Origin of the sequence: Azospira sp. APE16, from assembly GCF_047901315.1 — a bacterium.
GTDB lineage: Bacteria > Pseudomonadota > Gammaproteobacteria > Burkholderiales > Rhodocyclaceae > Azospira > Azospira oryzae.
In genome coordinates this window covers 1,450,555-1,476,762 of the sequence record NZ_CP179682.1, presented here as the reverse complement: position 1 = coordinate 1,476,762, position 26,208 = coordinate 1,450,555, and the positions used below count along the sequence as shown (strand labels likewise).

The 26,208-nt window shown below is 66.0% G+C and carries 25 protein-coding genes; 12 read left to right on the top strand and 13 right to left on the bottom strand.

Annotation, left to right across the window (positions count from 1 at the left end):
• The first annotated feature begins 454 nt into the window (after positions 1-454).
• From ACLSSQ_RS07195 to ACLSSQ_RS07185, 3 genes are read left to right on the top strand one after another with little or no spacing between them, the layout of a single operon-like run.
• Positions 455-2,296 carry a hypothetical protein gene (locus ACLSSQ_RS07195; RefSeq protein ID WP_416244164.1) on the top strand — a complete coding sequence of 614 codons (1,842 nt, stop codon included), beginning with the start codon at positions 455-457 and terminating at the stop codon, positions 2,294-2,296.
• Positions 2,297-2,305: 9 nt separating this feature from the next.
• Positions 2,306-3,025: an OmpA family protein gene (locus ACLSSQ_RS07190; protein ID WP_130458742.1), complete on the top strand. Its 720-nt coding sequence runs from the start codon at positions 2,306-2,308 to the stop codon at positions 3,023-3,025.
• Positions 3,022-3,549 carry a hypothetical protein gene (locus tag ACLSSQ_RS07185; RefSeq protein ID WP_416244163.1) on the top strand — a complete coding sequence of 176 codons (528 nt, stop codon included), beginning with the start codon at positions 3,022-3,024 and terminating at the stop codon, positions 3,547-3,549. The genes ACLSSQ_RS07190 and ACLSSQ_RS07185 overlap by 4 nt, the downstream gene beginning before the upstream one ends.
• Positions 3,550-3,609: 60 nt before the next feature.
• Here the strand turns inward: ACLSSQ_RS07185 and ACLSSQ_RS07180 are convergent, their stop codons facing one another.
• On the bottom strand, positions 3,610-3,930 hold the full coding sequence (locus ACLSSQ_RS07180; protein WP_130458744.1) for a hypothetical protein: 321 nt from the start codon (positions 3,928-3,930) through the stop codon (positions 3,610-3,612).
• Between the two features lie 159 nt (positions 3,931-4,089).
• Here ACLSSQ_RS07180 and ACLSSQ_RS07175 point away from each other — a divergent pair, with 159 nt between their 5' ends.
• Genes ACLSSQ_RS07175 through ACLSSQ_RS07160 form a run of 4 tightly spaced genes read left to right on the top strand, consistent with a single transcriptional unit; the run spans position 4,090 to position 6,971 of the window.
• Positions 4,090-4,302 (top strand): YdcH family protein, encoded by a 213-nt coding sequence (locus tag ACLSSQ_RS07175; RefSeq protein WP_014238032.1) that lies wholly within the window; start codon positions 4,090-4,092, stop codon positions 4,300-4,302.
• A 36-nt stretch (positions 4,303-4,338) separates the two neighbouring features.
• Entirely contained in the window at positions 4,339-5,640 is a 1,302-nt protein-coding gene (locus ACLSSQ_RS07170; RefSeq protein WP_416244162.1) for an O-acetylhomoserine aminocarboxypropyltransferase, read from the top strand.
• A 10-nt stretch (positions 5,641-5,650) separates the two neighbouring features.
• The gene (locus ACLSSQ_RS07165; RefSeq protein WP_416244161.1) at positions 5,651-6,436 is read left to right on the top strand and encodes an alpha/beta fold hydrolase; all 786 of its coding nucleotides are present in this window, start codon (positions 5,651-5,653) and stop codon (positions 6,434-6,436) included.
• Between the two features lie 22 nt (positions 6,437-6,458).
• Positions 6,459-6,971 carry a DUF3124 domain-containing protein gene (locus tag ACLSSQ_RS07160; protein WP_416244160.1) on the top strand — a complete coding sequence of 171 codons (513 nt, stop codon included), beginning with the start codon at positions 6,459-6,461 and terminating at the stop codon, positions 6,969-6,971.
• A gap of 57 nt (positions 6,972-7,028) precedes the next feature.
• Here the strand turns inward: ACLSSQ_RS07160 and ACLSSQ_RS07155 are convergent, their stop codons facing one another.
• The 10 genes from ACLSSQ_RS07155 to ACLSSQ_RS07110 all read right to left on the bottom strand — a co-directional run bounded on the left by ACLSSQ_RS07155 (position 7,029) and on the right by ACLSSQ_RS07110 (position 15,786).
• Positions 7,029-7,916 carry a DMT family transporter gene (locus ACLSSQ_RS07155; protein ID WP_416244159.1) on the bottom strand — a complete coding sequence of 296 codons (888 nt, stop codon included), beginning with the start codon at positions 7,914-7,916 and terminating at the stop codon, positions 7,029-7,031.
• Positions 7,913-8,077 carry a hypothetical protein gene (locus ACLSSQ_RS07150; RefSeq protein ID WP_014238037.1) on the bottom strand — a complete coding sequence of 55 codons (165 nt, stop codon included), beginning with the start codon at positions 8,075-8,077 and terminating at the stop codon, positions 7,913-7,915. Before ACLSSQ_RS07150 ends, ACLSSQ_RS07155 begins: the two co-directional genes overlap by 4 nt.
• A gap of 66 nt (positions 8,078-8,143) precedes the next feature.
• The gene (locus tag ACLSSQ_RS07145; protein WP_130458749.1) at positions 8,144-9,151 is read right to left on the bottom strand and encodes an inorganic phosphate transporter; all 1,008 of its coding nucleotides are present in this window, start codon (positions 9,149-9,151) and stop codon (positions 8,144-8,146) included.
• Positions 9,152-9,160: 9 nt separating this feature from the next.
• Entirely contained in the window at positions 9,161-9,799 is a 639-nt protein-coding gene (locus ACLSSQ_RS07140) for a DUF47 domain-containing protein (protein ID WP_043798343.1), read from the bottom strand.
• Between the two features lie 67 nt (positions 9,800-9,866).
• Positions 9,867-10,613, bottom strand: coding sequence for a hypothetical protein (locus ACLSSQ_RS07135; RefSeq protein ID WP_416244158.1), 747 nt, complete (start codon positions 10,611-10,613; stop codon positions 9,867-9,869).
• Positions 10,614-10,722: 109 nt separating this feature from the next.
• Positions 10,723-11,220, bottom strand: coding sequence for a hydrogenase maturation protease (locus tag ACLSSQ_RS07130; protein WP_416244157.1), 498 nt, complete (start codon positions 11,218-11,220; stop codon positions 10,723-10,725).
• A complete protein-coding gene (locus ACLSSQ_RS07125; protein WP_152088957.1) occupies positions 11,217-12,677 on the bottom strand; it encodes a Ni/Fe hydrogenase subunit alpha in 1,461 nt (486 codons plus the stop codon). The genes ACLSSQ_RS07130 and ACLSSQ_RS07125 overlap by 4 nt, the downstream gene beginning before the upstream one ends.
• A gap of 12 nt (positions 12,678-12,689) precedes the next feature.
• Complete coding sequence (locus tag ACLSSQ_RS07120; RefSeq protein WP_014238043.1) at positions 12,690-13,247, bottom strand: NADP oxidoreductase; 558 nt, start codon at positions 13,245-13,247, stop codon at positions 12,690-12,692.
• Positions 13,244-13,957, bottom strand: coding sequence for a 2Fe-2S iron-sulfur cluster-binding protein (locus ACLSSQ_RS07115; RefSeq protein WP_416244156.1), 714 nt, complete (start codon positions 13,955-13,957; stop codon positions 13,244-13,246). The genes ACLSSQ_RS07120 and ACLSSQ_RS07115 overlap by 4 nt, the downstream gene beginning before the upstream one ends.
• On the bottom strand, positions 13,957-15,786 hold the full coding sequence (locus tag ACLSSQ_RS07110) for an NAD(P)H-dependent oxidoreductase subunit E (RefSeq protein ID WP_416244155.1): 1,830 nt from the start codon (positions 15,784-15,786) through the stop codon (positions 13,957-13,959). The genes ACLSSQ_RS07115 and ACLSSQ_RS07110 overlap by 1 nt, the downstream gene beginning before the upstream one ends.
• A 265-nt stretch (positions 15,787-16,051) precedes the next feature.
• On the opposite strand from ACLSSQ_RS07110, the gene fabI reads away from it, so the two are divergent.
• The 5 genes from fabI to ACLSSQ_RS07085 all read left to right on the top strand — a co-directional run bounded on the left by fabI (position 16,052) and on the right by ACLSSQ_RS07085 (position 24,012).
• Positions 16,052-16,816, top strand: coding sequence for an enoyl-ACP reductase FabI (gene fabI, locus ACLSSQ_RS07105; protein ID WP_014238046.1), 765 nt, complete (start codon positions 16,052-16,054; stop codon positions 16,814-16,816).
• A 31-nt stretch (positions 16,817-16,847) separates the two neighbouring features.
• Positions 16,848-18,260: a bifunctional enoyl-CoA hydratase/phosphate acetyltransferase gene (locus ACLSSQ_RS07100; RefSeq protein WP_416244154.1), complete on the top strand. Its 1,413-nt coding sequence runs from the start codon at positions 16,848-16,850 to the stop codon at positions 18,258-18,260.
• Positions 18,257-19,450 carry an acetate/propionate family kinase gene (locus tag ACLSSQ_RS07095; RefSeq protein WP_014238048.1) on the top strand — a complete coding sequence of 398 codons (1,194 nt, stop codon included), beginning with the start codon at positions 18,257-18,259 and terminating at the stop codon, positions 19,448-19,450. Before ACLSSQ_RS07100 ends, ACLSSQ_RS07095 begins: the two co-directional genes overlap by 4 nt.
• Before the next feature lie 372 nt (positions 19,451-19,822).
• Positions 19,823-22,732, top strand: coding sequence for an adenosylcobalamin-dependent ribonucleoside-diphosphate reductase (locus ACLSSQ_RS07090; protein WP_416244153.1), 2,910 nt, complete (start codon positions 19,823-19,825; stop codon positions 22,730-22,732).
• 116 nt (positions 22,733-22,848) lie between these two features.
• Positions 22,849-24,012, top strand: a complete 1,164-nt coding sequence (locus tag ACLSSQ_RS07085; RefSeq protein ID WP_014238050.1) for a sensor domain-containing diguanylate cyclase — start codon at positions 22,849-22,851, stop codon at positions 24,010-24,012.
• A gap of 61 nt (positions 24,013-24,073) precedes the next feature.
• Here the strand turns inward: ACLSSQ_RS07085 and ACLSSQ_RS07080 are convergent, their stop codons facing one another.
• Positions 24,074-24,643, bottom strand: coding sequence for an NUDIX domain-containing protein (locus ACLSSQ_RS07080; protein WP_416244152.1), 570 nt, complete (start codon positions 24,641-24,643; stop codon positions 24,074-24,076).
• A gap of 85 nt (positions 24,644-24,728) precedes the next feature.
• Complete coding sequence (gene nuoN, locus ACLSSQ_RS07075; protein WP_416244151.1) at positions 24,729-26,207, bottom strand: NADH-quinone oxidoreductase subunit NuoN; 1,479 nt, start codon at positions 26,205-26,207, stop codon at positions 24,729-24,731.
• Between the last annotated feature and the right edge of the window lies 1 nt (position 26,208).

Below are 26,208 nucleotides of genomic sequence, written 5' to 3'. Positions count from 1 at the left end.
TGGTTGCGCGGGGATCGCCGCGCCCTTATTGGGGTGGGACGATTACAAGAACCGTGCCAGACAGGGCAAAACCATAACAATCAAGCAGCTACGGAACTCGCGTAAAATGGCGTTTCATAAAGTTGTAAACCTTGCGACGTCACAAAGCCGACACCTGGAAACTTTCTTTCCACTCTGCAAAGATGACAGATGCAAACAGTTCCCACCCAGGCCCTGGCGACGACCACCTCGGACACCCCTTGCCTCCAGGGCAGGCGGCAAGTGCCTCCCGGCCATGCCATGGCTGGAGGCCAGGAACGGCGCCGGCCTCCAGCCACCCCAAACCCGCATCAATCCCGGACCCGCACCGCTCCCCCGCTGCGGCAGCGGAGGCCACCGGCAGCAGCGCCGGGCCGGGGTGCTAGAATCCGGGCTCGTTGCCGCCTTTGCCGACCACCCTGACCCGCCGGGCCCGATGCCTTCCTCCCTCACTTCCCTCCTCGCCGCCACCGACATTCCGGGCCACATGCTGGTCATCGCCCTGCTCCTGGCGGCCATCTGCACCGGTTTCATCTTCCGCTTCGTCCTGCCCGCCCTGGGCCTGGGCCGCCTCTTCCGCCGCACCATCGGGCAGCTGGAGCAGCTGCGGGAGAGCGGCGGCAACCCCGATCCCCAGCAGATCGGCCGCGACATCATGGGCGCCCCGCCCCTGGCCCACCTGTGGCGCGAATACGCCCAGACCCTGCACCCGACCCGCACCGAGGCCGGCCCCCGCTGGCGCGCCACGGCCCTGGCGGAAAGCTTCCTCACCGAACAGGCCCTGGTGGATACGCCCCTGCGGGCCGAGTTCTACAAGCACCTGCCGGGCATCCTCACCGGCATCGGCATCCTCGGCACCTTTTCCGGCCTCATCGTCGGCCTCACCCACTTCGAGGTTTCCGCCAGCGCCGACGTGGTGCGGGGCAGCCTCAGGGAGCTGATCCAGGGCGTCGGCCACGCCTTCAAGATTTCCGCCATCGCCATCGGCCTGGCCATGCTCCTCACCTGGGTCGAAAAATCCCTGGTGGTGGCCCGCTACCGCCAGGTGGAACGCCTCAACCAGCTCATCGACAGTCTCTTCGACACCGGCATCGGCGAGGAATACCTGGCCCGCCTGGTGGGCGCCAGCGAGGGCGCCGCCCAGCAGGCGGCACAACAGGCCGCCCAGCTGCGCCAGGCCCTGGTGGCGGAAATGCGCCAGGCCATGGCCAGCCTGCTGGAGCAGCAGCAACAGGCCGGCCAGCGCCAGCTGGAGAACATGACGGCGGGCCTGGCCGGCGCCGTCGGCGACAGCATCCGCGCGCCCCTGGAGCGCCTGACCCAGACCCTGGAACGGATGGAGGCCCAGCAGGGCAAGGCGGTGGCCGGCGGCATCAGCCAGGCTCTGGACGGCCTGCTGGGCAATGTGGGTCAGCAGATCGGCGAACAGCTGGGACGCCAGGAGCGGGAGGCGGAGCAGCGCCAGGACCGCCTGCTGCAAAGCCTGGAAGCCACCGGCCAGCGTTTCGAGGCCAGCAGCCAGCGCCTGGAAAAAGCCATCCAGGAATCCATGGCCCAGCTGGCCGGCCAGCTCGCCCAGCAGGTGGCCGGCGTCTCCGAGGCCATCGGCGGCGGCCAGCAGGCCCAGCAGGAGCGCCTGACGGAGCAGACCGACAAGCTCATGGGCAAGGTGGCCGGCCATCTGCAGGGCGTCACCACGGAACTGAAAAATGCCGCCGCCACCCTGGAAAGCTGCGTCGCCAGCTTCAACCGGGCCGGCAGCCAGGCCATGGGCCAGCTCAGCGCCGGCGCCGAAGCCGTGCAACTGGCCTGCGGCGGTTTCGCCGCCGCCGGGCGCAGCTTCGACCACACCGCCCAGACCGTGGCCGAGGCCGGGCGTGCCATCCAGAGCGCCGCCGGCAGCCTGGCCGCCGCCAGCGCCGGCAACGGCCAGCTGCTGGAACAGCAGCACAAGGTCGGCGCCAGCCTGCGGGAACTGCTGCAGGAAGTGCAGGGCACGGTGGCCCTGGCCCAGCGGGAGGCCACCCTCAACAACGAGGTGGTGGGCCGCCTGGAAGGCGCCGCCCAGTCCCTCGCCCGGGCCGAGCAGCGGGCCGACGTCTATCTGCAGGGCGTCAGCGAGGTCCTGGCCAAGGCCCACGGCGCCTTCGCCGACAACGTGGAGCGTTCACTCAAGGCCGGCAACGCCCAGTTCCAGCGGGAGCTGGCCGAGGCCGTGGGCTACCTGAAGGACGCCATCGAACACCTGGGCGACGTCCTCGCCGACGGCAAGGGCTAAACCGCCGCCATGATCGGACTCCTGCCCGGCAAGCGCCGCGCCCGCCGCGAGGAAGGGGAAAAGCCCTTCTGGATTTCCTTTTCCGACCTCATGTCAGGCCTCATGGTGCTGTTCCTGGTGGCCATGACCGTGGCCCTGCTGGCGGTCACCCACGAGATTTCCGAAAGCGAGCGGGAAAAGACCCGGCGCGAGGAAGACATCCGGGAGGTGCTGCAGCGGGTACGGGACATGACCCGGGACTTCCCCGGCGTCACCCTGCGCGGCCAGTCCGTGGACTTCGGCGAACGGGCCCGCTTCGACACCAACAGCCACAAGCTCTCCGCCGAGCAGGCCCGCCTGCTGCGGCAACTGGTGCCGAAGATCCTGGCCCTGGCCCGGGACCCGGTGGCCGGCAAATGGCTGAAGCAGATCGTGGTCGAGGGCTTCGCCGATGCCCGGGGCAGCTACCTGTACAACCTCAATCTCAGCCTGCAGCGCTCGGAACGGGTCCTCTGCGCCCTCCTCGCCAGCCCGGCCGGCAGCGCCGACGCCCTCTCGGAGACGGACCAGCAGACGGTACGGGAACTGTTCCTGGTGGGCGGCTCCTCCTTCAATTTCCAGAAGGCCAGCGCCGAGGAAAGTCGCCGCATCGAACTGCGCCTGGAATTCCGCGATCTCGGCGAACGGGCTCCGGCCCTGCGGCCGCGGCTCCAGGAAGGGGACAGCCGCTGCCCCCTGGACGCCCCGTGAGCCAGGCCGGCAGCGACCTGCAGGCCCTCGCCCTGGCCCTGGGGGAGCCCTGCCCCAGGCTGGACCCGACAGCCGACCCCGCCAATCCGGCGCCCATGACCCGGGCCCTGCAGCGTGTTCGCCTGGCCTTCGGCGACAGCGGCGCCCTGGCCGCCTCGCCCCGCTCCGCCCGGGCCCTGCTGGCCTTCCGCAGCGGCGACAGACTGCGCTTCATCGATCTCAAATACCTGTGCCACGCCGTGGACCGGCCCAATCCCTGGGACGGCCGGCACCTGCTGCAGGACGCCCAGCTCCTGCAACGGCTGCTGCAGCAGGTGGACGCCTGGCAAGGCGAGCCCCGCCGCTTCCGCCAGTGCTACCGGGGCCTGCTGCAGGCCTACAGCGGAGCGGCGGCCGGACCCGGCCGGACCCTGCTGGGCGACCATCTGCGGCGGCACCAGCAGTACGTCGCCGCATCCCAGCCGCCCCTGGAATGGACCCGGGAGCTGGCCCGGCACCCGGCCCTGGCCGATGGCAAAGACTGAGGCACAAAAGCAGAACGGCGCACCGAGGTGCGCCGTTCTTTTTTTCCCGCCGCTGCGGTTTCAGTAACCGATGATGAAATCGGCCACATCCACCCGCACCGTATCGCGGCCCAGGGCCAGGGCGGCGTTACGGGTGAAGTCCTTGGCCCAGCCGCCGGCCTCGGCGAAGCGGGCTTCGCCGCCGTACTTGGCGACGTTGAGTACCTTGTCGATGATCAGGACCTTGCCCACCGGATTGGAGGGTTCGCATTCCAGGGTGACGAATTCCTTGTCGAACCAGCGACGGGCCTCTTCCGCGGTCTGGCCGCCGAGGTCTGCCTGGGTGAATTTGAATTCGTACTCCTTGCCTTTGCCGAAAACGACAATGACGGTGTGGGACATGGATCTCCTCCATAAGGTTAGAATTGTACGGTCTATTCTATGCCCTTTTCCGTACGCTGTGGAATGGTCCACAATGCGTCCTCGATCCTGCCTTGGCGGCCGCTTCCCTCGCGGGAAGAAAGCCGCCGGCAAAGATCATTTTACGAATGTAAACAGCCCATGACCCTGAGCGACGACGAGGCCGGCATCATCCGCGGCCGGCTGCACGAGCTGGAAGTGGAACACCGGGACCTAGACCTGGTGATCGAACACCTCACCGCCAACCCGCCGCCGGACCAGCTCCTGGTGCGGCGCCTGAAAAAGCGCAAGCTGCAGCTCAAGGACCGCATCAGGCTGCTGGAAGACATGCTGCTGCCGGACATGCCGGCCTGACAGCCCAAGAACAACGAGACCCTCAGGAGAACGCCCATGGCCGGTAAGGACGGCTACACCCTCGACACCCTGGCCCTGCACGCCGGCCAGGTGCCCGACCCGCAGTACGGCGCCCGCGCCACCCCGATCTACCTGTCCACCTCCTTCGTCTTCAAGGACTCCGACCAGGCCGCTGCCCTCTTCAACATGGAACGGGCCGGCCACGTCTATTCCCGCATTTCCAATCCCACCGTGTCGGTGCTGGAGGAGCGCATCGCCGCCCTGGAAGGCGGCGTCGGCGCCATCGCCACCGCCAGCGGCCAGGCCGCCATGCACCTGGCCGTGGCCACCCTGATGGGGGCCGGCAGCCACATCGTCGCCTCCGGCGCCCTCTACGGCGGCAGCCACAACCTGCTGGACTACACCCTGCGCCGCTTCGGCATCGAGACCACCTTCGTTCCCACCCGGGACGTGGACGCCTGGCGCACCGCCATCCGCCCCAACACCCGCCTGCTCTTCGGCGAGACCCTGGGCAACCCGGGCCTGGACGTGCTGGACATTCCCCGCATTTCCGCCCTGGCCCACGAACACGGCCTGCCGCTTCTTGTCGACTCCACCTTCACCAGCCCCTACCTGTTGAAGCCCTTCGAGCACGGCGCCGATCTGGTCTTCCACTCCGCCACCAAGTTCCTCTGCGGTCACGGCACCGCTGTCGGCGGCGTGCTGGTGGATTCGGGCAATTTCGATTGGGAAGCCTCCGGTAAATTCCCCACCCTGACCGAGCCCTACGACGGTTTCCACGGCATGGACTTCGCCGAAGAATCCACCGTCGCCGCCTTCCTGCTGCGGGCCCGGCGCGAGGGCCTGCGCGACTTCGGCGCCTGCATGAGCCCCATGAACGCCTTCCAGATCCTGCAGGGCGTCGAAACCCTGCCCCTGCGCATGCAGCGCCATGTGGAAAACGCCCGCAAGCTGGTGGATTTCCTCGTTGCCCACGAGGCGGTGGAAAGCGTCGCCTACCCGGGCCTGGAAAGCCATCCGGACCATGCCCTGGCCCAGAAGCTGCTGCCCCGCGGCTGTGGCTCCGTCTTCAGTTTCAGCGTCAAGGGCGGCCGCCCGGCGGGCAAGAAATTCATCGAGACCCTGAAGCTCTTCTCCCACCTGGCCAACGTGGGCGATGCCAAGTCCCTGGTGATCCACCCGGCCTCCACCACCCACTTCCGCATGTCCGACGAGGCCCTGCTGGCGGCCGGCATCGGCGCCGGCACCATCCGCCTCTCGGTGGGCCTGGAAGATGCGGACGACCTCATCGAAGACCTGTCCCGGGGCCTGGCCGCTGCGGCCAAGGCTGCGGCGTAAGGAGGGGGCCATGGAACTGATCGTCCGCGACACCAAGATTTACGCCTACACCGGCGGCAAGACCTTCGACCCGAAGAAGCCCGCCCTGGTCTTCCTCCACGGCGCCGCCAACGACCACACGGTATGGGGCCTGCAGAGCCGCTATTTCGCCAACCACGGTTACAGCGTGCTGGCGGTGGACCTGCCCGGCCACGGCCGCTCCGGCGGCGAGCCCCTGGCTTCCATCGTCGCCCTGGCCGACTGGGTGGCCGATCTGCTGGATGCGGCCGGCGTGGAAAAAGCCGTGCTGGCCGGCCATTCCATGGGCTCCCTGACTGCCCTGGAAGCCGCCGCCCGCCACCCCGGCCGCATCGTCAAGATCGCCCTGCTCGGCAGCGCCGTGCCCATGGCCGTCTCCGACCAACTCCTGGCCGCCGCCAAGGACAAACCGGAAAAGGCCTACCGCATGATTAACCAGTGGTCCAATGCCCTGGGCCTGGGCGGCAACACCGTGCCCGGCGCCTGGCAGCCCGGGGCCAGCCTGGCCCTGATGCGCCGCGCCCGGGCCGGCTCCCTGTTCATCGACCTGTCCAACTGCAACGACTACCAGAGCGGACTGGAAGCTGCCTCCCAGGTGGCTTGCCCGGCCCTGCTGGTCATCGCCAAGCGGGACCTGATGACCCCGCCCCGAGCCGCCGGCGACCTGGCGAAAGCCCTCAAGGACGTGCGCAAAGCCGAGATCGACGGCGCCGGCCATGCCATGATGGCGGAACAGCCGGACCGGGTGCTCGATGCCCTGCGGGCCTTCCTCCTCTGACCATTGCCAAGGGACCTCTGTCATGAACGCCAACGCCCTGCCCCATCGCCTGCTCCGCCCGCTGCAGACCCTCGCCGGCCTGATGCTGGCCGGGGCCTTGCTGGCGGCCCCGGTCCAGGCCCAGGAAATCTACCAGGCCAAGAGCCAGACCCTCTATCTGCCCATCTATTCCCACCTCTGGCACGGCAACCTGGACAAGGGCGGCAATCCGGACAAGTCCTACCTGTCGGCCCTGGTCAGCGTGCGCAACACGGATACGAAGAACCCCATCAAGGTGCTCTCTGCCCGCTACTACGACACGGACGGCAAGCTGCTCAAGGATTTCGTGCCCAAGGTGCGCACCATTCCGCCCCTGGGCACCCTGGAGCTGTTCATCGAGCGGCGGGAGGACGAAGGCGGTTCCGGCGCCAACTTCCTCATCCGCTGGCAGGCCGAGACCACCGTGAACACGCCCCAGGTGGAAGCGGTGCATGTGGACCTCTACAGCACCAAGGCCCTCTCCTTCATCACCTCCGCCCGGCCCATCGCCGAGTAAGCCCGCTGCCACCAGGCCCATGCCCCGGACACGACACCGGGGCATGGCCGGAGCGCCTTATCCGGCGCGCCTCTCCGGCATGACCGGGCTGCGCACCAGGACCACCACCGCGCCCAGGATGAGGGCGCCGCCGGCCAACTGCCAGCCCCCCACCACCTCCCCGAGAAACAGGGCCGCCAGCACCAGGGTCACCACCGGCTCCAGGGTGGACAGGGTGGCCGCATCCGCCGCCCCCAGCTTGGCCATGCCGGCGAAGAACCCCACCATGCCGACGATGGTGGAAAACACCACGATCCCCAGCACCGCCGCCCATCCCGCCAGGGAAGCCGGCCACGGCGAGGCGGCATGGAAAGCCAGCACGCCGAACACCACCGCCGCCGCCAGCATGATCACGGCAGCCGAGGCCAGGGCCCCGGCCCGGGCCGTCAGGCGCTCCCCGGCCAGGATATAGACCGAGTAGATGAGGGCTGCCGCCAGGCCCAGGCCGATGCCCAGGGGCGTGCCCGCCAGGCTGCCGCCGATGGTCAGCAGGGTGCCGACGAAGGCGGCCCCCACCGCCAGCAGCTTGCGCCCGCTGAGCCGCTGGCGCCCCAGCAGGGCCGCGAGCAAGGTCACCAGCACCGGATAGAGATAGAGCAGCACCGCCGTGAGTCCGGCCGAGGCATGGCGCAGGGCGGCAAAGTAACAGTAGGACTGGCCCACGTAGCCGATCCCGCCCATGGCCGCCAGCCCGGGCCAGAGGGCAGGGGCCGGCCAGGTCTGGCGCCGCCAGCGCAGGATCAGGGCGAGGCAGGCGCCGCCCAGGGCAAAGCGCAGGAAGAGCAGGGTTTCCAGGCCGACGCCCTCGGCATAGGCCAGCTTGGCGAATATGGCCATGGCGCCGAAACCGGCGGCGGAAGCGGCAATCCACAGCCCTCCGCGGAGACGCTGGGGCAATGCCCTCATGGCTGGCCGTCGTCGGCGGGGGGACGGTTTTGCGGCGGCCGGGCGAAGAGCCAGAAACAGGCACCGAAAATGGCGGCGATGCCGATTTCCCAAAGGAAGGGGAAAGACCAGACGAGCAGGACGGAGGCGGCGATCACCGCCAGGAGCTTGAGCCAGACCATGGGTGTGGAGCGGAAATGGAGTCAGGCTCCATTATGCCCGCCCCGGACGGGGCGGGCGGCGGGGAATCAAAGCAGGAAGCTGCCCAGATACCAGGCACCGGCTGCAATGAGGGCACTGCAGGGGATGGTGAGGATCCAGGCCCAGACGATGCCGCCGGCGATGCCCCAGCGCACGGCGTTGAACTTGCGCGCGGAGCCGACGCCGACGATGGCGCCGGTGATGGTGTGGGTGGTGGACACGGGAATGCCCAGGGCCGTGGCCAGGAACAGGGTGATGGCCCCGCCCGTCTCGGCGCAGAAGCCGCCCACGGGTTTCAACTTGGTGATCTTCTGGCCCATGGTCTTGACGATGCGCCAGCCACCGAACATGGTGCCCAGGCCGATGGCCACGTAGCAGCAGACCACCACCCAGACGGGGATGGGGTCGCTGGACTGGGACAGGCCGGCGGCGATGAGCAGCATCCAGATGATGCCGATGGTCTTCTGGGCGTCGTTGCCGCCGTGGCCCAGGCTGTAGAGACCGGCGGAAACCAGCTGCAGGCGGCGGAACCACTTGTCCACCTTGCGCGGCGTGGTGCGGAAGAACAGCCAGGACACCGCCACCATGAGCAGGGTGCCGAGGATGAAGCCGAGCAGGGGGGAGACGAAAATGAAGGCCACGGTCTTCAGGATGCCGGCGGCGATCAGGGCATCGGGACCGGACTTGGCCAGGGCCGCCCCCACCAGACCGCCGATGAGGGCGTGGGAGGAGGAGGACGGGATGCCGTAGAACCAGGTCACCAGGTTCCACACCACGGCCCCCATGAGGGCACCGAAGATGACGATGTGGTCCACGATGGCCGGATCGATGGTGCCCTTGCCAATGGTGGTGGCCACCTTCAACTGGAAGATGAAGATGGCGACGATGTTGAAGAAGGCGGCGAAAGCCACCGCCTGGTGGGGCTTCAGGACCCCGGTGGAAACCACGGTGGCGATGGAGTTGGCGGCATCGTGAAAGCCGTTCATGAAATCGAACGCCAACGCCAGCACCACCAGGAGCACCACGACTCCCAGGCTGATTTCGAGACCAGTCATGGTTATCGCTTAGGAGTTTTCGAGGACGATGCCTTCGAGGATGTTGGCCACATCCTCACAGCGGTCGGTCACGGTTTCCAGCAGTTCGTAGATGGCCTTGAGCTTGATCAGCTGGCGCACGTCCGGCTCGTCGCGGAACAGGCGGGACATGGCGGAACGCATGACGCGGTCGGCGTCGGACTCCAGGCGGTCGATTTCCTCGCAGGTCTTGAGGATGGCCGGACCCTGGTCGGCGTTGGGCAGCAGGGAGACGGCCCAGCGCACCCGGTCGCAACAGGAGACGCAGATCTCGGCCAGCTGGATGGCTTCCGGGGTGCCCTTGCGGATGTCGTAGAGGGAGACGGTCTGGGTCACGTCCTGGATCAGGTCCAGGATGTCGTCCATGCCGGTGATGAGGGAGTGGATCTCGTCCCGATCCAAGGGGGTGATGAAGGTCTTGTGCAGCAGGGCGACCGTCTCGTGGGTGATCTTGTCGGCCCGGCTTTCGGCGGTATCCACTGCGTCGGCGGCCTGGGTGGCCTCTTCGGGGTTACGTCCCAGATGGTTGATGAAGGTGGCCAAGGCTTGACCACCCTGCACGATCTGTTCTGCGTGAGCGTTGAACAGGTCGAAAAACTTGCCCTCTTGGGGCATCAGACGTCCGAACATGAATTTTGAGTTTAGGTTTTGTGACAGAACGAGATTTTAGCACGGCAGCCCCCGGCAAGCTGTGCCCTTACGGCTTGCCGCTCTGCTGTTTTTGTTGCGGATGCCGCGGAAGCTGCGCCAGCACTCGATTCTGCCCGGTGACGAAGCGGATTTCCTCCACCTCGCCGATGAGGTAGCGCTTCTTCAGGGTGAAATCCGTGGGCCGGGCATGGATGGCCTTCCAGAAGGTGGTGCTCTCGGAAACGTAGGGATCCTGCAGGTGCACCCGGGCGATCAGGCTCACCGCCCCCGGTTCCAGCAGGGGCGCCGCCTGCTCCGGCTCCAGGGTCAGCTCGGCGTCGAAGCCGGCTTCGTCGTCGGTACCCCGGGGCATGAAGTCGTAGAGATTGTCGAAGGCCAGGAAATAGTCGTAACGCCAGAGCACCCGCATGGTTTCCGGCTCGCCGATCTTGTCCTCCCCCACATAGCTGTCCCGCTCCTCGTTCACGCTGCCCAGGGGCAGATACTTGAAGCGGTAGTAGTCCTCGCTGGCCGGATCGGCCAGGGGCCGCCAGCTCCAGCCTTCGGTCAACTGGTTGAAGGCCATGGGGTAGTGCAGGTGCAGGCGCCGGCTGGCAGCATCGTAGGAGACTTCCAGCCCCGAATCGGGGGCCGCCGCCAGGAGGATGTCCTCGCCCCGCCCTTCCCCGGCCGCCACGGCCTGGTAGGAGGCCACCGGGCTGGGCCAGGGCGCCGCCTGGAGTGAACCGGCAAGGAACAGCAGCAGGAAGCCGCGCAGGAGCAGGCCGGGCTGGGTGGACGTCGGATGGGTCATGGTCGTTCTGCCAAAAAGGAGCCACCCTCCCCGGGCAGCATGCGCCATGATCTGTCGGCGGGCAGGGAACAAACCATGATGCAGGTCAATTCACCGGCGGCCCGGAATCCTAGAGCAGGGGCGGCAATCCGGGCAGGGGCCGGAGCTGGCTCCAGCGCTCCGGGTCCGGCTCGGTGCACAGCTGGCGGAGAAAGTCCCAGGCCGCCTCCAGGTGCTGGCGCCCGGCGGGGCTGAGCCCCTCCCCCAGCTCGAAGCGCTGGCCCCGCACGCAGAGGACGTAGGCCGGCGGCGGCGCCTGTTCCAGGGCCTGGCCATAGACGGCAAGCACGGCGCCGGGAGCCAGGGAATGGGTGCTGTGGGCCGGATTGAAGAGGGGCGTCACCTGAGCGAAGCTGAAAGGCGCCGGCGTGCCCTCCCCGGCATCGATGAAGAGGGCCAGATCCCGACCCTGGAGGTCGATGGCGTGCTCGATCTGCAGCTGGAAATCCTCCACCGTCACCACTCCGGGCAGACGGGCCTGCTCCAGGCGCTGCAGCAGCAGGGGCCCCAGGGCATCGTCGCCGCGGCTGGGGTTGCCGATGCCGAAGACCACCAACCGGCGCGTCATCCCTTGACCCGGCGGTCCAGCAGGCGGCCGCTGCCGTCCAGCAGTTCCACGGTCAGGGGCATCTGGCCCAGGGCGTGGGTGGCGCAGGAAAGGCAGGGATCGAAGGCGCGGATGGCCACCTCGATATGGTTGAGCAGCCCTTCGGTGATTTCCCGGCCGTTCAGGTACTGGCGCGCCACCTGGCGCACCGCCTCGTTCATGGCCTGGTTGTTGTGGGTGGTGGAGACGATCAGGTTGGCCATGGTGACGAGGTCGTCCTCATCCACCTGGTAATGGTGGATCAGGGTGCCCCGGGGCGCCTCGATCACGCCCACGCCTTCGCGGCGGCGGTCGCCGCAGGACATCAGGTCATCCCCCAGCAGGTCGTCGTCGGCCAGCAGTTCCTTGATGACTTCGGCGGCGTGCAGCATTTCGATCATGCGGGCCCAGTGGTAGGCCAGGGGCGCGTGCACCAGGCCGCCCTGGCCGTGGTCCATGAATTCGCGCCGCTCGATCTCGGCCAGGGGGCTGGGAATGAAGTCGCAGTTCTGCACCCGGGCCAGGGGGCCCACCTTGTACCAGCCCTGCTCCCGGCCCATGGCGGTCACATAGGGGAATTTCATGTAGCTCCAGGACTTCACCTCCTCGGTCAGCAGGTGGTGGTAGTTCTGGTAGTCCACGCCGTCCAGCAGCACCTTGCCGTCCCCGTCCCGCAGACGCAGGTGGCCGTGGTAGAAGTCCAGGGCACCATCGGCCCGCACCAGGCTGAAGAGGTTGGAACGGAACAGCCCGAACTGGTCGTAGAGGGCCGGGTTGCTGGTATGCAGGCGCTTGGTCAGATGCACCGCGTCCCGGCTCCAGGCGATCATCTGCTCCACGTCCTGCAGCAGCATGGCCCGGTCGGCCGGGTCCAGGGCCTTGTTCACCCCGCCGGGAACGGCGCCGGTGCCGTGGATGCGCTTGCCGGAGGTGACGCGGATCACCTCCTGGCCGAACTTGCGCAGCAGGATGCCCTGCTTGGCCACCTCCGGATGGGCGGCGGCGACGCCGACGATGTTGCGCTGACCCACGTCGGAATCGAAGCCGAACAGCAGGTCGGGCGAGGACAGGTGGAAGAAATGCAGGGCGTGGGACTGCAGCATCTGGCCGTAGTGCATGAGGCGGCGCATCTTTTCCGCCGTCGGCGTGATGCTGGCGGCGCCCACCACCAGGTCCAGGGCCTTGGAGGCCGCCAGATGGTGGGAGACGGGGCAGATGCCGCAGAGGCGCTGCACCATCACCGGCACTTCCCAGTAGGGGCGGCCCTGGATGAATTTCTCGAAGCCCCGGAATTCGACGATGTGCAGGCGCACCTGCTGCACCTGGTTGTGATCGTCCAGCAGCAGGGTCACCTTGCCGTGGCCTTCGACCCGGGAAACAGGATCGATGGCGACGCGGCGCAGGTTGTCGGTCTGGGACGCGGTTTCAAGTTCGAACATGGTGGGCAAGCCTCAGTCGAAACGCAGGATGGGATGGGAAAGCCGGGGCGTGTGGCCGGCGATAAGGTCCGTCAGGAACTTCCAGATGGCCTCCCCCGAGGGCGGGCAGCCGGGGATGAAGTAATCCACCCGCACTACTTCGTGGATGGGATGGACCTTGTCCAGCAGCAGGGGCAATTCCGGGTCGTTGGGTACCTGGCCGCCGGGCAGGGATTCGACGCCGATGCAGGTGTGGTAGACCTCCTGCAGGCACTGGCCTACGTCCAGGTGGTTGCGCTGGGCCGGCAGGCCGCCGGTGACGGCGCAGGCGCCGAGGGCGATGAGAATCTTGCAGTGCTTGCGGAATTCCCGCAGCACATGGACATTCTCCGCATTGCAGACGCCGCCTTCGATGATGCCGATATCGCAGGGGCCGCAGTGCTTGATGTCGGTCAGGGGCGAACGGTCGAATTCCACCAGTTCAACCAGTTCCAGCAGATGCTCGTCGATGTCGAGGAAGGACATGTGGCAGCCGAAGCACCCGGCCAGGGAGGTGGTGGCGACCCGCAGCTTGCGTCCGGAAACGATCATTTTTCCACCTCTTCCATGGCCACCACGCTAATGGGCTTGGCGTCGTAGTCCCGCTCGCCGATGGGCCTGGCAAAGCCCTGGCGCTTGTGCAGGATGACGCCCACGGGACAGATGTTGGCCGCCCGGTCGCTGGCGGCAAAATCCGTGTCGGCCAGGCGGCCGCTTTCCGCATTGACCACCAGGTGCTTGTGGATGCCCCGGTCGGTGAGGGCGAAGATGCTCTTGCCGTCGATGTCCCGGCTGGCCCGCACGCACAGCTCGCAGAAAATGCAGCGGTTGAAGTCCAGTAGGACGTCCGGGTGGGAGGCATCCACCGGCCGGTTGGGATAGAAATGGTTGAAATGGGCGGAGAGCATTTCCAGGTCGTAGGCCAGGGCCTGCAACTGGCAGTTGCCGCTCTTCTCGCAGGAGGGACAGAAATGGTTGCCCTCGACGAACAGCATCTGCAGCAGGGCCCGCCGCTCGCCGTTCATCTCCGGGGTATTGCTCTCCACCTCCATGCCTTCCTTGGCCGGCATGGCGCAGGACGAGACGTGGCGTCCGCCCACCTTGACGATGCACAGCTTGCAGGAACCGTGGGCCGGGAAATCCGGATGCCAGCACAGGTGGGGAATGTAGTGGCCGGCCTGGCGGGCGGCCTCCAGGATGGTCTGGCCATCCTGGAAGAGCACCGGCTTGCCGTCCAGCAGGAATTTCTTGGTATCGCTCATCAGTGGGCCTCCACGGAACTCAGGTGGGCGTCGGCATCGTCGCGCCCGGTCATGCGCCGGGCCTCGGCCAGGGACTGGTCCAGGTCGAAGGCGGGAGCGAAATCCAGGGACTGGAGCCGACGCTCGTAGGCGGGGCGGAACTTGATCAGGGTCTCCACTACCGGGTTGGCGGCGGCCAGGCCCAGGCCACAGTGGCTGGCCGCCTTGAGCAGGCGGTTGATCCACTCGATGTCGGCCAGGTCGTACTTGGCGCCGTGGCCGGTGGCCAGCTTGTCCATGAAGTTCTGCAGCAGGGAGGTGCCGACCCGGCAGGGGGTGCAAAAGCCGCAGCTCTCGTGGGCGAAGAAGTGGACGAAGTTGCGCGCCACCTCGAAGAGGTCCCGGCTGGTATCGAAGATCATAAAGGAACCGGCCGTCGGCACGTCCTCGTAGGCAATGCCCCGGTGGAACTCGTAGGACGCCAGGCAGGTGCCCGAAGCGCCGCCCACCTGGACCGCCTGCACGTCGGTGGCGCCGCAATCCTCCAGGATCTGCTCGATGGAAACGCCGAAGGGATACTCGTAGATGCCGGGAAAAGCGCAGTCGCCGGATATGGAGAGGAGCTTGGTGCCGGTGGATTGGGCGGTGCCGACGGCGGCGAAGCGCTCGGCTCCTTCCAGGGCGATCAGCACCGTCTTGGCCAGGGTTTCCACGTTATTGACCACCGTGGGCCGCCCCAGATAGCCCTTGATCACCGGGAAGGGCGGGCGGATGCGGGGCGTGCCCCGCTTGCCTTCGAGGGACTCGATCAGGGCCGTTTCCTCGCCGCAGACATAGGCGCCGGCCCCCAGATGGATCTCGATGTCGAAATCGAAACCGGCCTGGCCCCGGATGCCCTGCCCCAGCAGCCCGGCCTCCCGGCGGCGCTGCAGGGCCGCCTCCAGGGGCTCCAGCAGGTAGCGGTATTCACCCCGCAGATAGAGGAAGCCCTGGCGGGCGCCGGTGGCGTAGGCCGCCAGGGTCATGCCCTCGAACACGTGGTCCGGATAGGAGGTCAGCAGCACCCGGTCCTTGAAGGTGCCGGGCTCACCTTCGTCCGCGTTGCAGACGATGACCCGCTCCTCGCCGGGTGCGTTGCGGCAGGCCTCCCACTTGACCCCGGTGGTGAAGCCGGCGCCGCCACGGCCGCGCAGGCTGGACTTCTGCACCTCGCCCAGCCAGGCCTCGGGCCCCAGGGCCATGGCCGCCGCCAGGGCAGCCCCCGGCTCCAGCACGGTATTGAGCAGATCGTCCTTGCGGCGGATGTTGTCCTCCACCCGGAAGTATTCCTGGGGCCACAGGGACAGGGGCCGGCGGGAACGGATCAGCTCGCAGATTTCATTGACGCGCTGGTGGGTGAGACGGGTGATGGGGCGGCCATTAACCAGCAGGGCCGGACCCTGGTCGCACATGCCGGTACAGGAGGTGACGTCCACCGAGACCAGGCCGTCTTCCGACACCTTGCCCTGTTCGACCCACAGCTTCTGGCACATGGTGCCGAGCAGGTCCAGATTGCCCAGGAGACGGTCGGTGGCGTTGTCGGAGAAGAGCACCCGGTATTTGCCCACCGGCTGCAGATGGAGGAAGGAGTAGAAGCCGGCCACGCCCTCGACCCGGGCCCGGGGCAGCTTCAGGGCGGCGGCGATGGCGGTGAGGGCGGGAGAGGGGATGTAGCCCACCTGTTCCTGCACTTCCCGGAGAATTTGCAGCAGTTGGGTGGGGTCCCGGCGGCGTTTACTCAAAACCGCCTCGAGGACTGCATCCAGAGAATTGGCAATCGGTTCCAAAATCCCTCCCCCTTGTAAGGTCATGCCGGAGGATTATAGGTATGGTCAATGCAAAAACGTTGACACAGCGCAAGCCGCTGTAACGGGGACGTCATCGGAACGAAATACCGGCTTATCCCTCGTCCGCTAAGGTCCTACTGCCACTAGGCCTTGATCTAGGTCAAAATCGATATGCTGCACCGCAACACAAAATGCGGCATGATAACGAAAACAGGATTGCAATAACGGCCCCGGTCCAGACTGGACGCCGGATGGTTCACCTTCATTCAACTAACCTGGAGTTCTGCAAATGTTCAACCTCAACGGCAAAAAAGGCCTGGTCGTCGGTATCGCCAACAACAAGAGCATTGCCTACGGCTGCGCCAAGGCTTTCAACATCTGCGGCGCCGAACTGGCGGTCACCTACCTGAATGAAAAGGCCGAACCCCACGTGCGCCCCCTGGCCGAGCTGCTGGCCGCCCCCCTGGTGCTGCCCCTGGACGTGGAACAGGACGATCAGCTGGCAGCTGTTTTCGCCGCCATCGAACAGAAGTGGGGCAAGCTGGACTTCCTCCTGCACTCCATCGCCTTCGCCCCCAAGGAAGACCTGCACGGCCGGGTGGTGGACTGCTCCCGCCAGGGCTTCCTGCGGGCCATCGACATTTCCTGCCACTCCTTCATCCGCATGGCCAAGCTGGCCGAGCCCCTGATGAAGGACGGCGGCTCCCTGCTGACCATGAGCTACCTGGGCGCCGATGAAGTGGTGGACAACTACGGCATGATGGGCCCGGTGAAGGCCGCCCTGCAGGCCTCCACCCGCTACCTGGCCACCGAGCTGGGCCCCAAGGGCATCCGGGTGCACGCCATCTCCCCGGGCCCCCTGGCCACCCGCGCCGCCTCCGGCATCGCCCACTTCGACGACCTGATGAAGGACGCCGTGGAACGGGCCCCCCTGCACCGCCTGGTCTCCATCGACGACGTCGGCGCCCTGGCCGCCTACCTGTGCAGCGATGTGGCGAAGACCCTGACCGGCGGTACCATCTACATTGACGGCGGCTACAACATCGTCGGCTAAGAGCTCCACACAATCAAAAACGGGAGGCGCCATGCACGCTGAGCACACCGAGCAGTACATCGAAAACAAGACTTTCGACGAAATCCAGGTGGGAGACTCTTCCACCCTGATCCGGACCCTGCGTCCGGAAGACATCAAGCTGTTCGCCATCATGTCGGGGGATGTGAATCCCTCCGTGGTGGACCCGGAATTCGCCCAGAGCGGCATTTTCCGGGAGGTGGTGGCCCATGGCATGTGGAGCGGCGCCCTCATTTCCACCGTGCTCGGCACCCAGTTCCCGGGGCCGGGCACCATCTACGTCGACCAGTCCCTGCACTTCTCCCGGCCGGTGACCATCGGCGACACGGTGACCATCACCATCACCGCCAAGCAGAAGTTCGACCATAACAAGCACATCCTCTTCGACTGCCAATGCACCAACCAGGAAGGCCTGCAGGTGGTGAGCGGCACCGCCGAGGTGCTGGCGCCGACGGAGAAGATCCGCCGCGAGCGGGTGCACCTGCCCGAATTCACCATCAGCGACAAGGAAGCCCGCTACCAGGCCCTGCTGGCCACCGCCGCCGGCCTGGAACCCATTCCCGTGGCCGTGGCCCATCCCTGCGATGCCGAATCTCTGAAGGGCCCCATCTTCGCCGCCCGGGCCGGCCTCATCGAACCCTTCCTGGTGGGTCCGGAGGCCAAGATCCGCTCCGTCGCCGAAGAAAACGGACTGGACCTGACGGGCATCCGCATCGTCAATACCCGCCATAGCCACGAATCCGCCGCCATGGCCGTGACCCTGGTGCGCAACGGCGACTGCGAGGCCCTGATGAAGGGCAGCCTGCACACCGACGAGCTGATGGGCGAGGTGGTATCCCGGGCCAACGGCCTGCGCACCTCCCGCCGCATCTCCCACGTCTTCTACATGGACGTGCCCACCTATCCCAAGCCCATCATGATCACCGATGCGGCCATCAACATCGCGCCGACCCTGGAAGACAAGGTGGACATCATCCAGAATGCCATCGATCTCTTCCACATCCTGGGCAACCCGGAACCCAAGGTGGCCATCCTTTCCGCCGTGGAAACGGTCAATCCCAAGATCCAGTCCACCCTGGATGCCGCCGCCCTGTGCAAGATGGCCGACCGGGGCCAGATCAAGGGCGGCCTGCTGGACGGCCCCCTGGCCTTCGACAACGCCGTTTCCCTGGTGGCTGCCAAGACCAAAGGCATCAAGTCCGCCGTCGCCGGTCAGGCCGACATCCTGGTGGTGCCTGACCTGGAGTCCGGCAATATGGTGGCCAAGCAGCTGGAATACCTGGCCAACGCCCTTTCCGCCGGCGTCGTGCTGGGCGCCAAGTGCCCCATCGTGCTGACCTCCCGCGCCGACACCGCCGAGACCCGCACCGCGTCCTGCGCCATTGCCGCCCTGATGGCCCACGCCTACCGGAAGCAGAACCAATGACCCGCGCCGTCCTCACCCTCAACGCCGGCTCCTCCTCCATCAAGTTCTCCCTCTACGAGCTGGAGAACGGCGGCGGCATCGCTGCTGAACCCGTGCTCTCCGGCCAGATCGACGGCATCGGCGTCAAGGCCCACATCAAGGCCAAGGACGACAAGGGCAAGAAGCTGGACGACGTGGACATCCCGCTCCAGGGCGATGCGGAAAGCCAGCACCACGAGGCCCTGGAGTTCCTCATCTCCTGGCTGCACGACCATGAAAAGGGCTGGAAGATCGTGGCCGTGGGCCACCGGGTGGTCCATGGCGGCGAGCGCTATTCGCGCCCCATGAAGCTCGACGACAACATCATCGAGCACCTGACCCGGCTCATTCCCCTGGCGCCCCTGCACCAGCCCCACAACCTGGACGGCGTCGATGCCCTGCGCACCATGATGCCGGAAGTGCCCCAGGTGGCCTGTTTCGACACCGCCTTCCACCGTACCCAAGCCCCCGTGGCCCAGGCCTTTGCCCTGCCCCGCTGGATCACCGGCGAAGGGGTCAAACGCTACGGCTTCCACGGCCTCTCCTACGAGTACATCGCCCGGGTGCTGCCGGACTACTCGCCCCGGGCCAATGGCCGGGTGGTGGTGGCCCACCTGGGCAACGGCGCCTCCATGTGCGGCATGGTGGATCGCAAGAGCCAGGTGTCCACCATGGGCTTCACCGCGGTCGAGGGCCTGATGATGGGCACCCGTACCGGCGCCCTGGACCCGGGTGTGATGCTGTACCTGATGGAAAACAAGGGCATGGACGTGAAGGCCCTGACCAAGCTGCTGTACAAAGAGTCGGGCCTGCTCGGCGTTTCCGGCATTTCCCCGGACATGCGCACCCTGCTGGCCAGCGACAAGCCGGAAGCCAAGGAGGCGGTGGATCTCTTCTGCTACCGCGTGGTGCGGGAGCTGGGTTCCCTGGCGGCCGCCATCGGCGGCATCGACGCCCTGGTATTCACCGGCGGCATCGGCGAGCACGCAGCCGAAGTGCGCCGTCGCGTCTGTCTGCAGGCCTCCTGGCTGGGCATCAGCATCGACGAATCGGCCAACGCTCTGCACGCCAACCGCATCAGCGAACCCCGCAGCACCGTGGACGTGCTGGTGATCCCCACCAACGAGGAATGGATGATCGCCCGCCACACCGCCACCCTGCTCAACCTGTAATAGCCGCAACACCCCTCGGCGGTCCGGACTCCCGGACCGCCACCGCCGCCCTTGGACGGCCCCGGCCATCGGCCAATCGCCCCACCGGATTTTGTGACCGGACTACCCCGGACCACCCCCTACTCCCCCGCCCTCCCCCTAGGTATTTTTTGTTCCACCGGCTGCAAACGGAACCACCGTTTTATTGTCAAAAAATGTGCCAATCCTGATTTTTCCAGCCTTTCCGCGAACCACCCCGGGAACAGCGCAACAACTACATCTAGTCAAGCATTTGCCTAGCACCACTACATGTAGTAGCTTTACCTCCCATTCGACTCCGGACTACCGGGGCATATTACCAACCGCATACCCACATTTTTGGAGAGGAAACCCATGAATCAGGTCGCCGAACAGCTCTCCCTGTCCGCCATTCCCGAAGCACCCGAATTTGCCCCGCTGCCCGAGCAGGAAATCTCCACCGAAGTGCTGGTGGAAAAGTACGCCAAGGGCAAGGAAATGAACGTGCATGACGTGCGCCGCCGCGTTGCCCGCGCCCTGGCCGCCGTCGAACACGAGAAGGACCGGGCCAAGTGGGAAGAAAAATTCCTCTGGGCCCAGGAAAACGGTTTCGTCCCCGCCGGCCGCATCAACTCCGCCGCCGGCACCGATCTCGCCGCCACCCTGATCAACTGCTTCGTGCAACCGGTCGGCGACTCCATCGTTGAAGTGGTGGACGGCCGTCCCGGCATCTACACCGCCCTGGCCCAGGCCGCCGAGACCATGCGTCGCGGTGGCGGCGTCGGCTACGACTTCTCCTCCATCCGGCCTGTGGGCGCCCAGGTCAAGGGCACCCAGTCCCGTGCCTCCGGCCCCGTCTCCTACATGCGCGTCTTCGACCGCTCCTGCGAGACCGTGGAATCCGCCGGCGCCCGCCGCGGCGCCCAGATGGGCGTGCTGCGCTGCGACCATCCGGACATCGAGGACTTCATCCACGCCAAGGACAAGGGCGACCTGACCAACTTCAACATTTCCCTGGGCGTCACCGATGCCTTCATGCAGGCGGTGGAAGCCGACGGCGAGGTGGAACTGGTGCACAAGGCCGAACCCAACGCCGACATGAAGTCCCAGGGCGCCTTCCAGCGCGAGGACGGCATGTGGGTCTATCGCAAGGTACGGGCCCGGGACCTGTGGGACCAGGTGATGAAGTCCACCTACGACCACGCCGAACCCGGCATCCTCTTCCTGGACCGCATCAACAAGGACAACAACCTTAATTACTGCGAGCAGATCGAGGCCACCAACCCCTGCGCCGAACAGCCCCTGCCGCCTTACGGCTGCTGCTGCCTGGGTTCCATCAACCTGACCCTGTTCGTCAAGAACGCCTTCTCCGAACAGACCGAGTTCGACTTCGACGCTTTCGGTGAAGTGATCAAGGTGTCCACCCGCATGCTGGACAACGTGCTGGACGCCACCCACTGGCCCCTGGAACGGCAGAAGGAAGAAGCCGCCAACAAGCGCCGCATCGGCCTCGGCTTCACCGGCCTGGGCGACGCCCTGGCCATGCTGCGCCTGCGCTACGACCGGGCCGAAGCCCGGGCCATGGCCTCCCGCATTTCCGAATTCATGCGCGACACCGCCTACCTGACCTCCGTGGAAATGGCCAAGGAACGGGGCGCCTTCCCCCTCTTCAACGCCGAGCTGTACCTTTCCGGCGGCAACTTTGCCTCCCGCCTGCCCAACGAGGTCAAGGCCGAAATCCGCAAGCACGGCCTGCGCAATTCCCACCTGCTGTCCATCGCCCCCACCGGCACCATTTCCCTGGCCTTCGCCGACAATGCCTCCAACGGCATCGAGCCGCCCTTCTCCTGGACCTACAACCGGAAGAAGCGCATGCCCGACGGCACCCTGAAGGAATACGCGGTGGAAGACTACGCCTGGCGCCTTTACAAGCACCAGGGCGGCAATGTGGAAAAGCTGCCCGACTACTTCGTCACCGCCCTGGAAATTTCCGCCGCCGCCCACAAGGACATGGTGGCAGCCGTCGCCCCCTACATCGACACCGCCATCTCCAAGACGGTGAACGTGCCCGGCGACTACCCCTACGAGGATTTCCAGGACCTCTACGTGGAAGCCTGGAAGTCCGGCCTCAAGGGCCTGGCCACCTACCGGCCCAACAGCATCCTGGGCTCCGTGCTCTCCGTCGAGCCGACCAAGGCCCAGGCCCAGGCTGAAGAGGAAAAGAATCACCCCCAGGATTTCGTCTCCGACGCCAACCGCCGCCTCTCCATCAAGAACCTGCCGGCCCCCGTGCTGGCCTCCCTGCGCTGGCCCGGCCGCCCCACCCTGCCGGAAGGCAACATGGCCTGGACCTACATGCTCGATTACCCCCAGGGCAAGTTCGCCCTCTTCGTCGGCCATGTGGAGCAGGAAGAGGAAGGCGCCCCACGCCGCTCCTGGCCCTTCGAGATCTGGGTGAACGGTCCCGACGTGCCCCGCGGCCTGGGTGCCGTGGCCAAGACCCTGTCCATGGACATGCGGGCCAATGACCGGGGCCTGCTGGAAATGAAGCTGGATGCCCTGGCCAAGACCCCGGGCGACGCTTTCGACCTGCCCTTCCCGCCCCACGGCGAGCACAAGCGCATGCCCTCCATCGTTTCCGCCATGGCCCAGGTGATCCACTGGCGTGTGGAGCAGCTGGGTGCCATGAAGCACGAAGGCCCGACTCCGGTGGTGGACGCCATGTTCAGCGCCAAGGAACCGAAGACCGGCACCGACGGCACCCTGTCCTGGACGGTGGATGTCTTCAACCCGACCACCGGCGAAGACTTCGTCCTGGGCCTGAAGGAAATCACCTTGCCCGACGGCGTCACCCGCCCCTACTCCATGTGGCTCTCCGGCAACTATCCGCGCGCCCTGGACGGCCTGTGCAAGCTGCTCTCCCTCGACATGCGGGTGGTGGACCCGGCCTGGATCGGCATGAAGCTGCGCAAGCTGCTGGACTACCCGGAACCCCTGGGCGACTTCATGGCCTTCGTGCCCGGCACCCGCCGCCAGACCAACTACCCGTCCACGGTGGCTTACCTGGCCCAGCTCATCATCCACCGCTACGCCATGCTCGGCATCCTCGACGAGCAGGGCGTGCCCCTGCAGCAGATGGGCATCCTGGAAGCGCCGGAAGAAGCCTCCAACAGCGTTCGCCCCACCCAGGGCAAGCTGTGCAGCGAATGCGGCAATACCACGGTCATCAAAAAGGATGGCTGCGAATTCTGCACCGCCTGCGGCGCCGTGGGCTCCTGCGGCTAAGCGCAGCGCAACAATTTGATGCTATCCTCTCGGGCAGCCTGCGGGCTGCCCTTGTTTTTGGGGCACCGTACAACCAACAACACGACAGGCTACATCGAGACAAAAGACCCTTTTTCATGACCAGTCGACTTGCACATATCGTCTGGCACCGCCTCACCGGCCTCATGCCCGGCGAGCTGAACCAGGCCGAGCTGGCCTGGCTGGTGTCACCCCATTTCCACCTCACTCTGCTCTCCCGGCGGCGTGCGACCATGATCGTGAACCGGGTGCGCCTGTTCGCCTTCCTCTTCGCCGTCCTGACGCCCCTGTGGAGCATCATCGACTACCTGGTCTTCCCCTTCCCATTGTGGTTCGCCCTGGCCTCCATGCGCATCCTGGCCAGCGTCGCCTTTGCCCTGCTGGTGCTCTACTACCGCCCCTCCGGCAGCCTCACGGACGCCTACCGGGCCATGGCCATATTGTTTGCCATCCCCACCGTCTTCTACGTCGCCACCCACCAGTTGCTGGTCAATTACCAGCTGACCGGCATGCAGGCCGCCATCGGTGCCGGCTACGCCTTCCTGCCCTTCGTCCTGCTGGCGGGACTCTCCATCTTCCCCCTGACCCTGCTGGAGAACATCCTCTTCGCCCTGCCCATGCTGCTGGCCCAGGCCGTCTCCGGCATCATCAGCTGGGCCACACTGGACTGGCCGTCCTTTGCCGGCGCCTTCTGGCTGCTGACCCTGATCACCGGTGTGTCCACCCTGGCCGGACTATCCCAGCTCGCCTTCATGATCGCCCTGGTACGCCAGGCCGTGCGGGATCCCCTCACCGGCATTTTCTCCCGCCGCAGCGGCGAGGAAGTGCTGGAACTGCAGTTCATCATCTCCACCCGCAGCAACGCTCCCCTGGCCATCGCCTTCCTCGACCTGGACAACTTCAAGGCCGTCAATGACCGCTATGGCCACGAGGCCGGCGACAGCGTCCTGGTGGGCGCCACCGACTCCATTTCGAACAATCTGCGCCGGGGCGACATGCTGGCCCGCTGGGGCGGCGAGGAATTCATCCTGATCATGCCCAACACGGATCTGGAACAGGCCCAGCAGGCCATGCGGCGGATGCGCCAGGCCGGCTTCGGCCTGCGTCCGGACGGCTCGCCGGTGACCGCCAGCATCGGCATCGCCGAGCGCCTGGAAGACCAGACCCTGGACTGGAAAACCCTGGTGGAAAAGGCTGACCAGCGCATGTACCGCGCCAAGCAGAGCGGCCGCGACCGGGTGGTCTGCGACGATACCGTCTGAGCAACGGCTGATATCAAGCAAAAGGCCCGCAATTGCGGGCCTTTTGCTTTGGTGACCTAGATCACCAGCCTTCCTGCAGCACCTTTTCCGCCCAATAGAGGGCGGTGATGGTCTTGGCATCGGTCAGGCGCCCGTCGCGGATGGCGGCGGCAGCCTCCTCCAGGGACATTTCGATCACCTCCAGATGCTCGCCGTGATCCAACTGGGGAGCCGACTCCCGGATCAGTTCCCGGGCCAGGAGTATCTCGATGCGCTCGTTGGAGTAGCCGATGCAGGGATGCATGACCCCCAGATAGCGCCATTGACCCGCGGCATGGCCGGTTTCCTCACGCAGTTCGCGGATGGCGGTCTTCAGTATTTCCTCCCCCGGATCGATCTTGCCGGCAGGCAGTTCGAGGAACACCTGCCCCACCGGGTGGCGGTACTGGCGTTCGAAAAGCAGCTTGCCATTATCGAGCACGGCAATGATCACCACGGCACCGGGATGGACAATGTACTCCCGCACCCCCTCATGGGCGTCCGGCAGACGCACCTGGTCACGGCGAACATCGAGCAGGCGGCCCCGCCAGACCTGCTCGGTACTCAGGGTTTCTTCGACGAGATGGGCATCGGGCTTGGTTTGACTTTCCACGCATGGCTCCGGCAAGGGTTGCAACAAGGAAAAAGAAAACGCCCCGGGGCTGCCGGGGCGTTGCTGAGCGGGGCTGGAAGGCGCCTCAGAGGGAGCGCACCAGGGCCACGGCGCAGAGGTACATCAGGGTCTGGGGGAACAGACCCAGCAGGGCCACCGCCAGGCCGTTGGCGGACAGCAGCAGCTTGGTGTCGAAGCCGGAGGCGATGGGGGTTTCGTCCAGGGGAGCATCGAAGTACATCAGCTTCACCACCCGCAGGTAGTAGAAGGCGCCGATCAGGGAGAACAGCACGGCGGCGATGGCCAGCCACATGTAGCCGGCGGCGACGACCGCCTGCAGCACGGCGAACTTGGCGAAGAAGCCGACGAAGAACGGGATGCCGGCCATGGACAGCATCACCACCATCATCATGCTGGCGAACCAGGGGCTGCGCTTGTTCAGGCCCTTGAAATCGTCCAGGGAGTCGGCCTCGAAACCGGCCCGGGCCAGCAGCAGGATCATGCCGAAGCCGGCCACGCTGGTGATGACGTAGGCCACCATGTAGAACATGGAGGAGCTGTAGGCATTCAGGGCGAAACGGGCATCGCCGCCGACCACACCGGAAACCATGCCGAGCAGCATGAAGCCCATGTGGGAGATGGCGGAATAGGCCAGCATGCGCTTGATGTTGGTCTGGGCGATGGCAGCCAGGTTACCGATGGCCATGGACAGCACGGCCAGGATCATCAGCATCTGCTGCCAATCGGGCGCCAGGAAGAACAGGCCGTTGACCAGCAGGCGGATGACCATGGCGAAGGCGGCCAGCTTGGGGGCGGAGGCAATGAACAGGGTCACCGGGGTGGGAGCGCCGTGATAGACGTCCGGAATCCACATGTGGAAGGGAACCACGCCCAGCTTGAAGGCGATGCCGGCCACCAGGAACACCAGGCCGAAGATCAGGATGGTCTTGTTGACCGCGCCCTGGGCCAGGGCCTGGGCCACCTGGGTGATTTCCAGGGTGCCGGTGGCGCCGTAGACCATGGAGATGCCGTACAGCAGCAGGCCGGAGGCCAGGGCGCCGAGCACGAAGTACTTCATGGCGGCTTCGGTAGCCTGGGTCGAATCCCGGTTCAGGGCGACCATGGCGTAGACCGACAGGGACATCATTTCCAGGCCCAGGTACAGGGTCAGCAGATGGTTGGCGGAAATCATCACCATCATGCCCAGGGTCGCCAGCAGCACCAGGACGTAGAACTCGCCCTTGGCCATGGAGACCCGCTCGGCGATGTAGCCGCGGGCATAGAAGAGGACCACGATGACCGTGAGGTCGAGGAACAGCTTCAGCAGGTCCGCCATCAGGTCATCGACGAACATGTTGGAGAAGGTATAGGTGATCTCCCCCGTGCTGGTCATGTAGGTGATGGCGGCGCAACCGACCAGGGTCAGCTGAGTCAGCGCGAAGGTCAGGGTGCGGGCCTTGCTCTTGACGAACAGGTCCACAATGAGGATCACGCAGGCCATGGCCAGGATGAAGAGTTCCGGCGCTGCCGGCAGCAGGTCGGGAATAACGAAATTCGTCAGCATG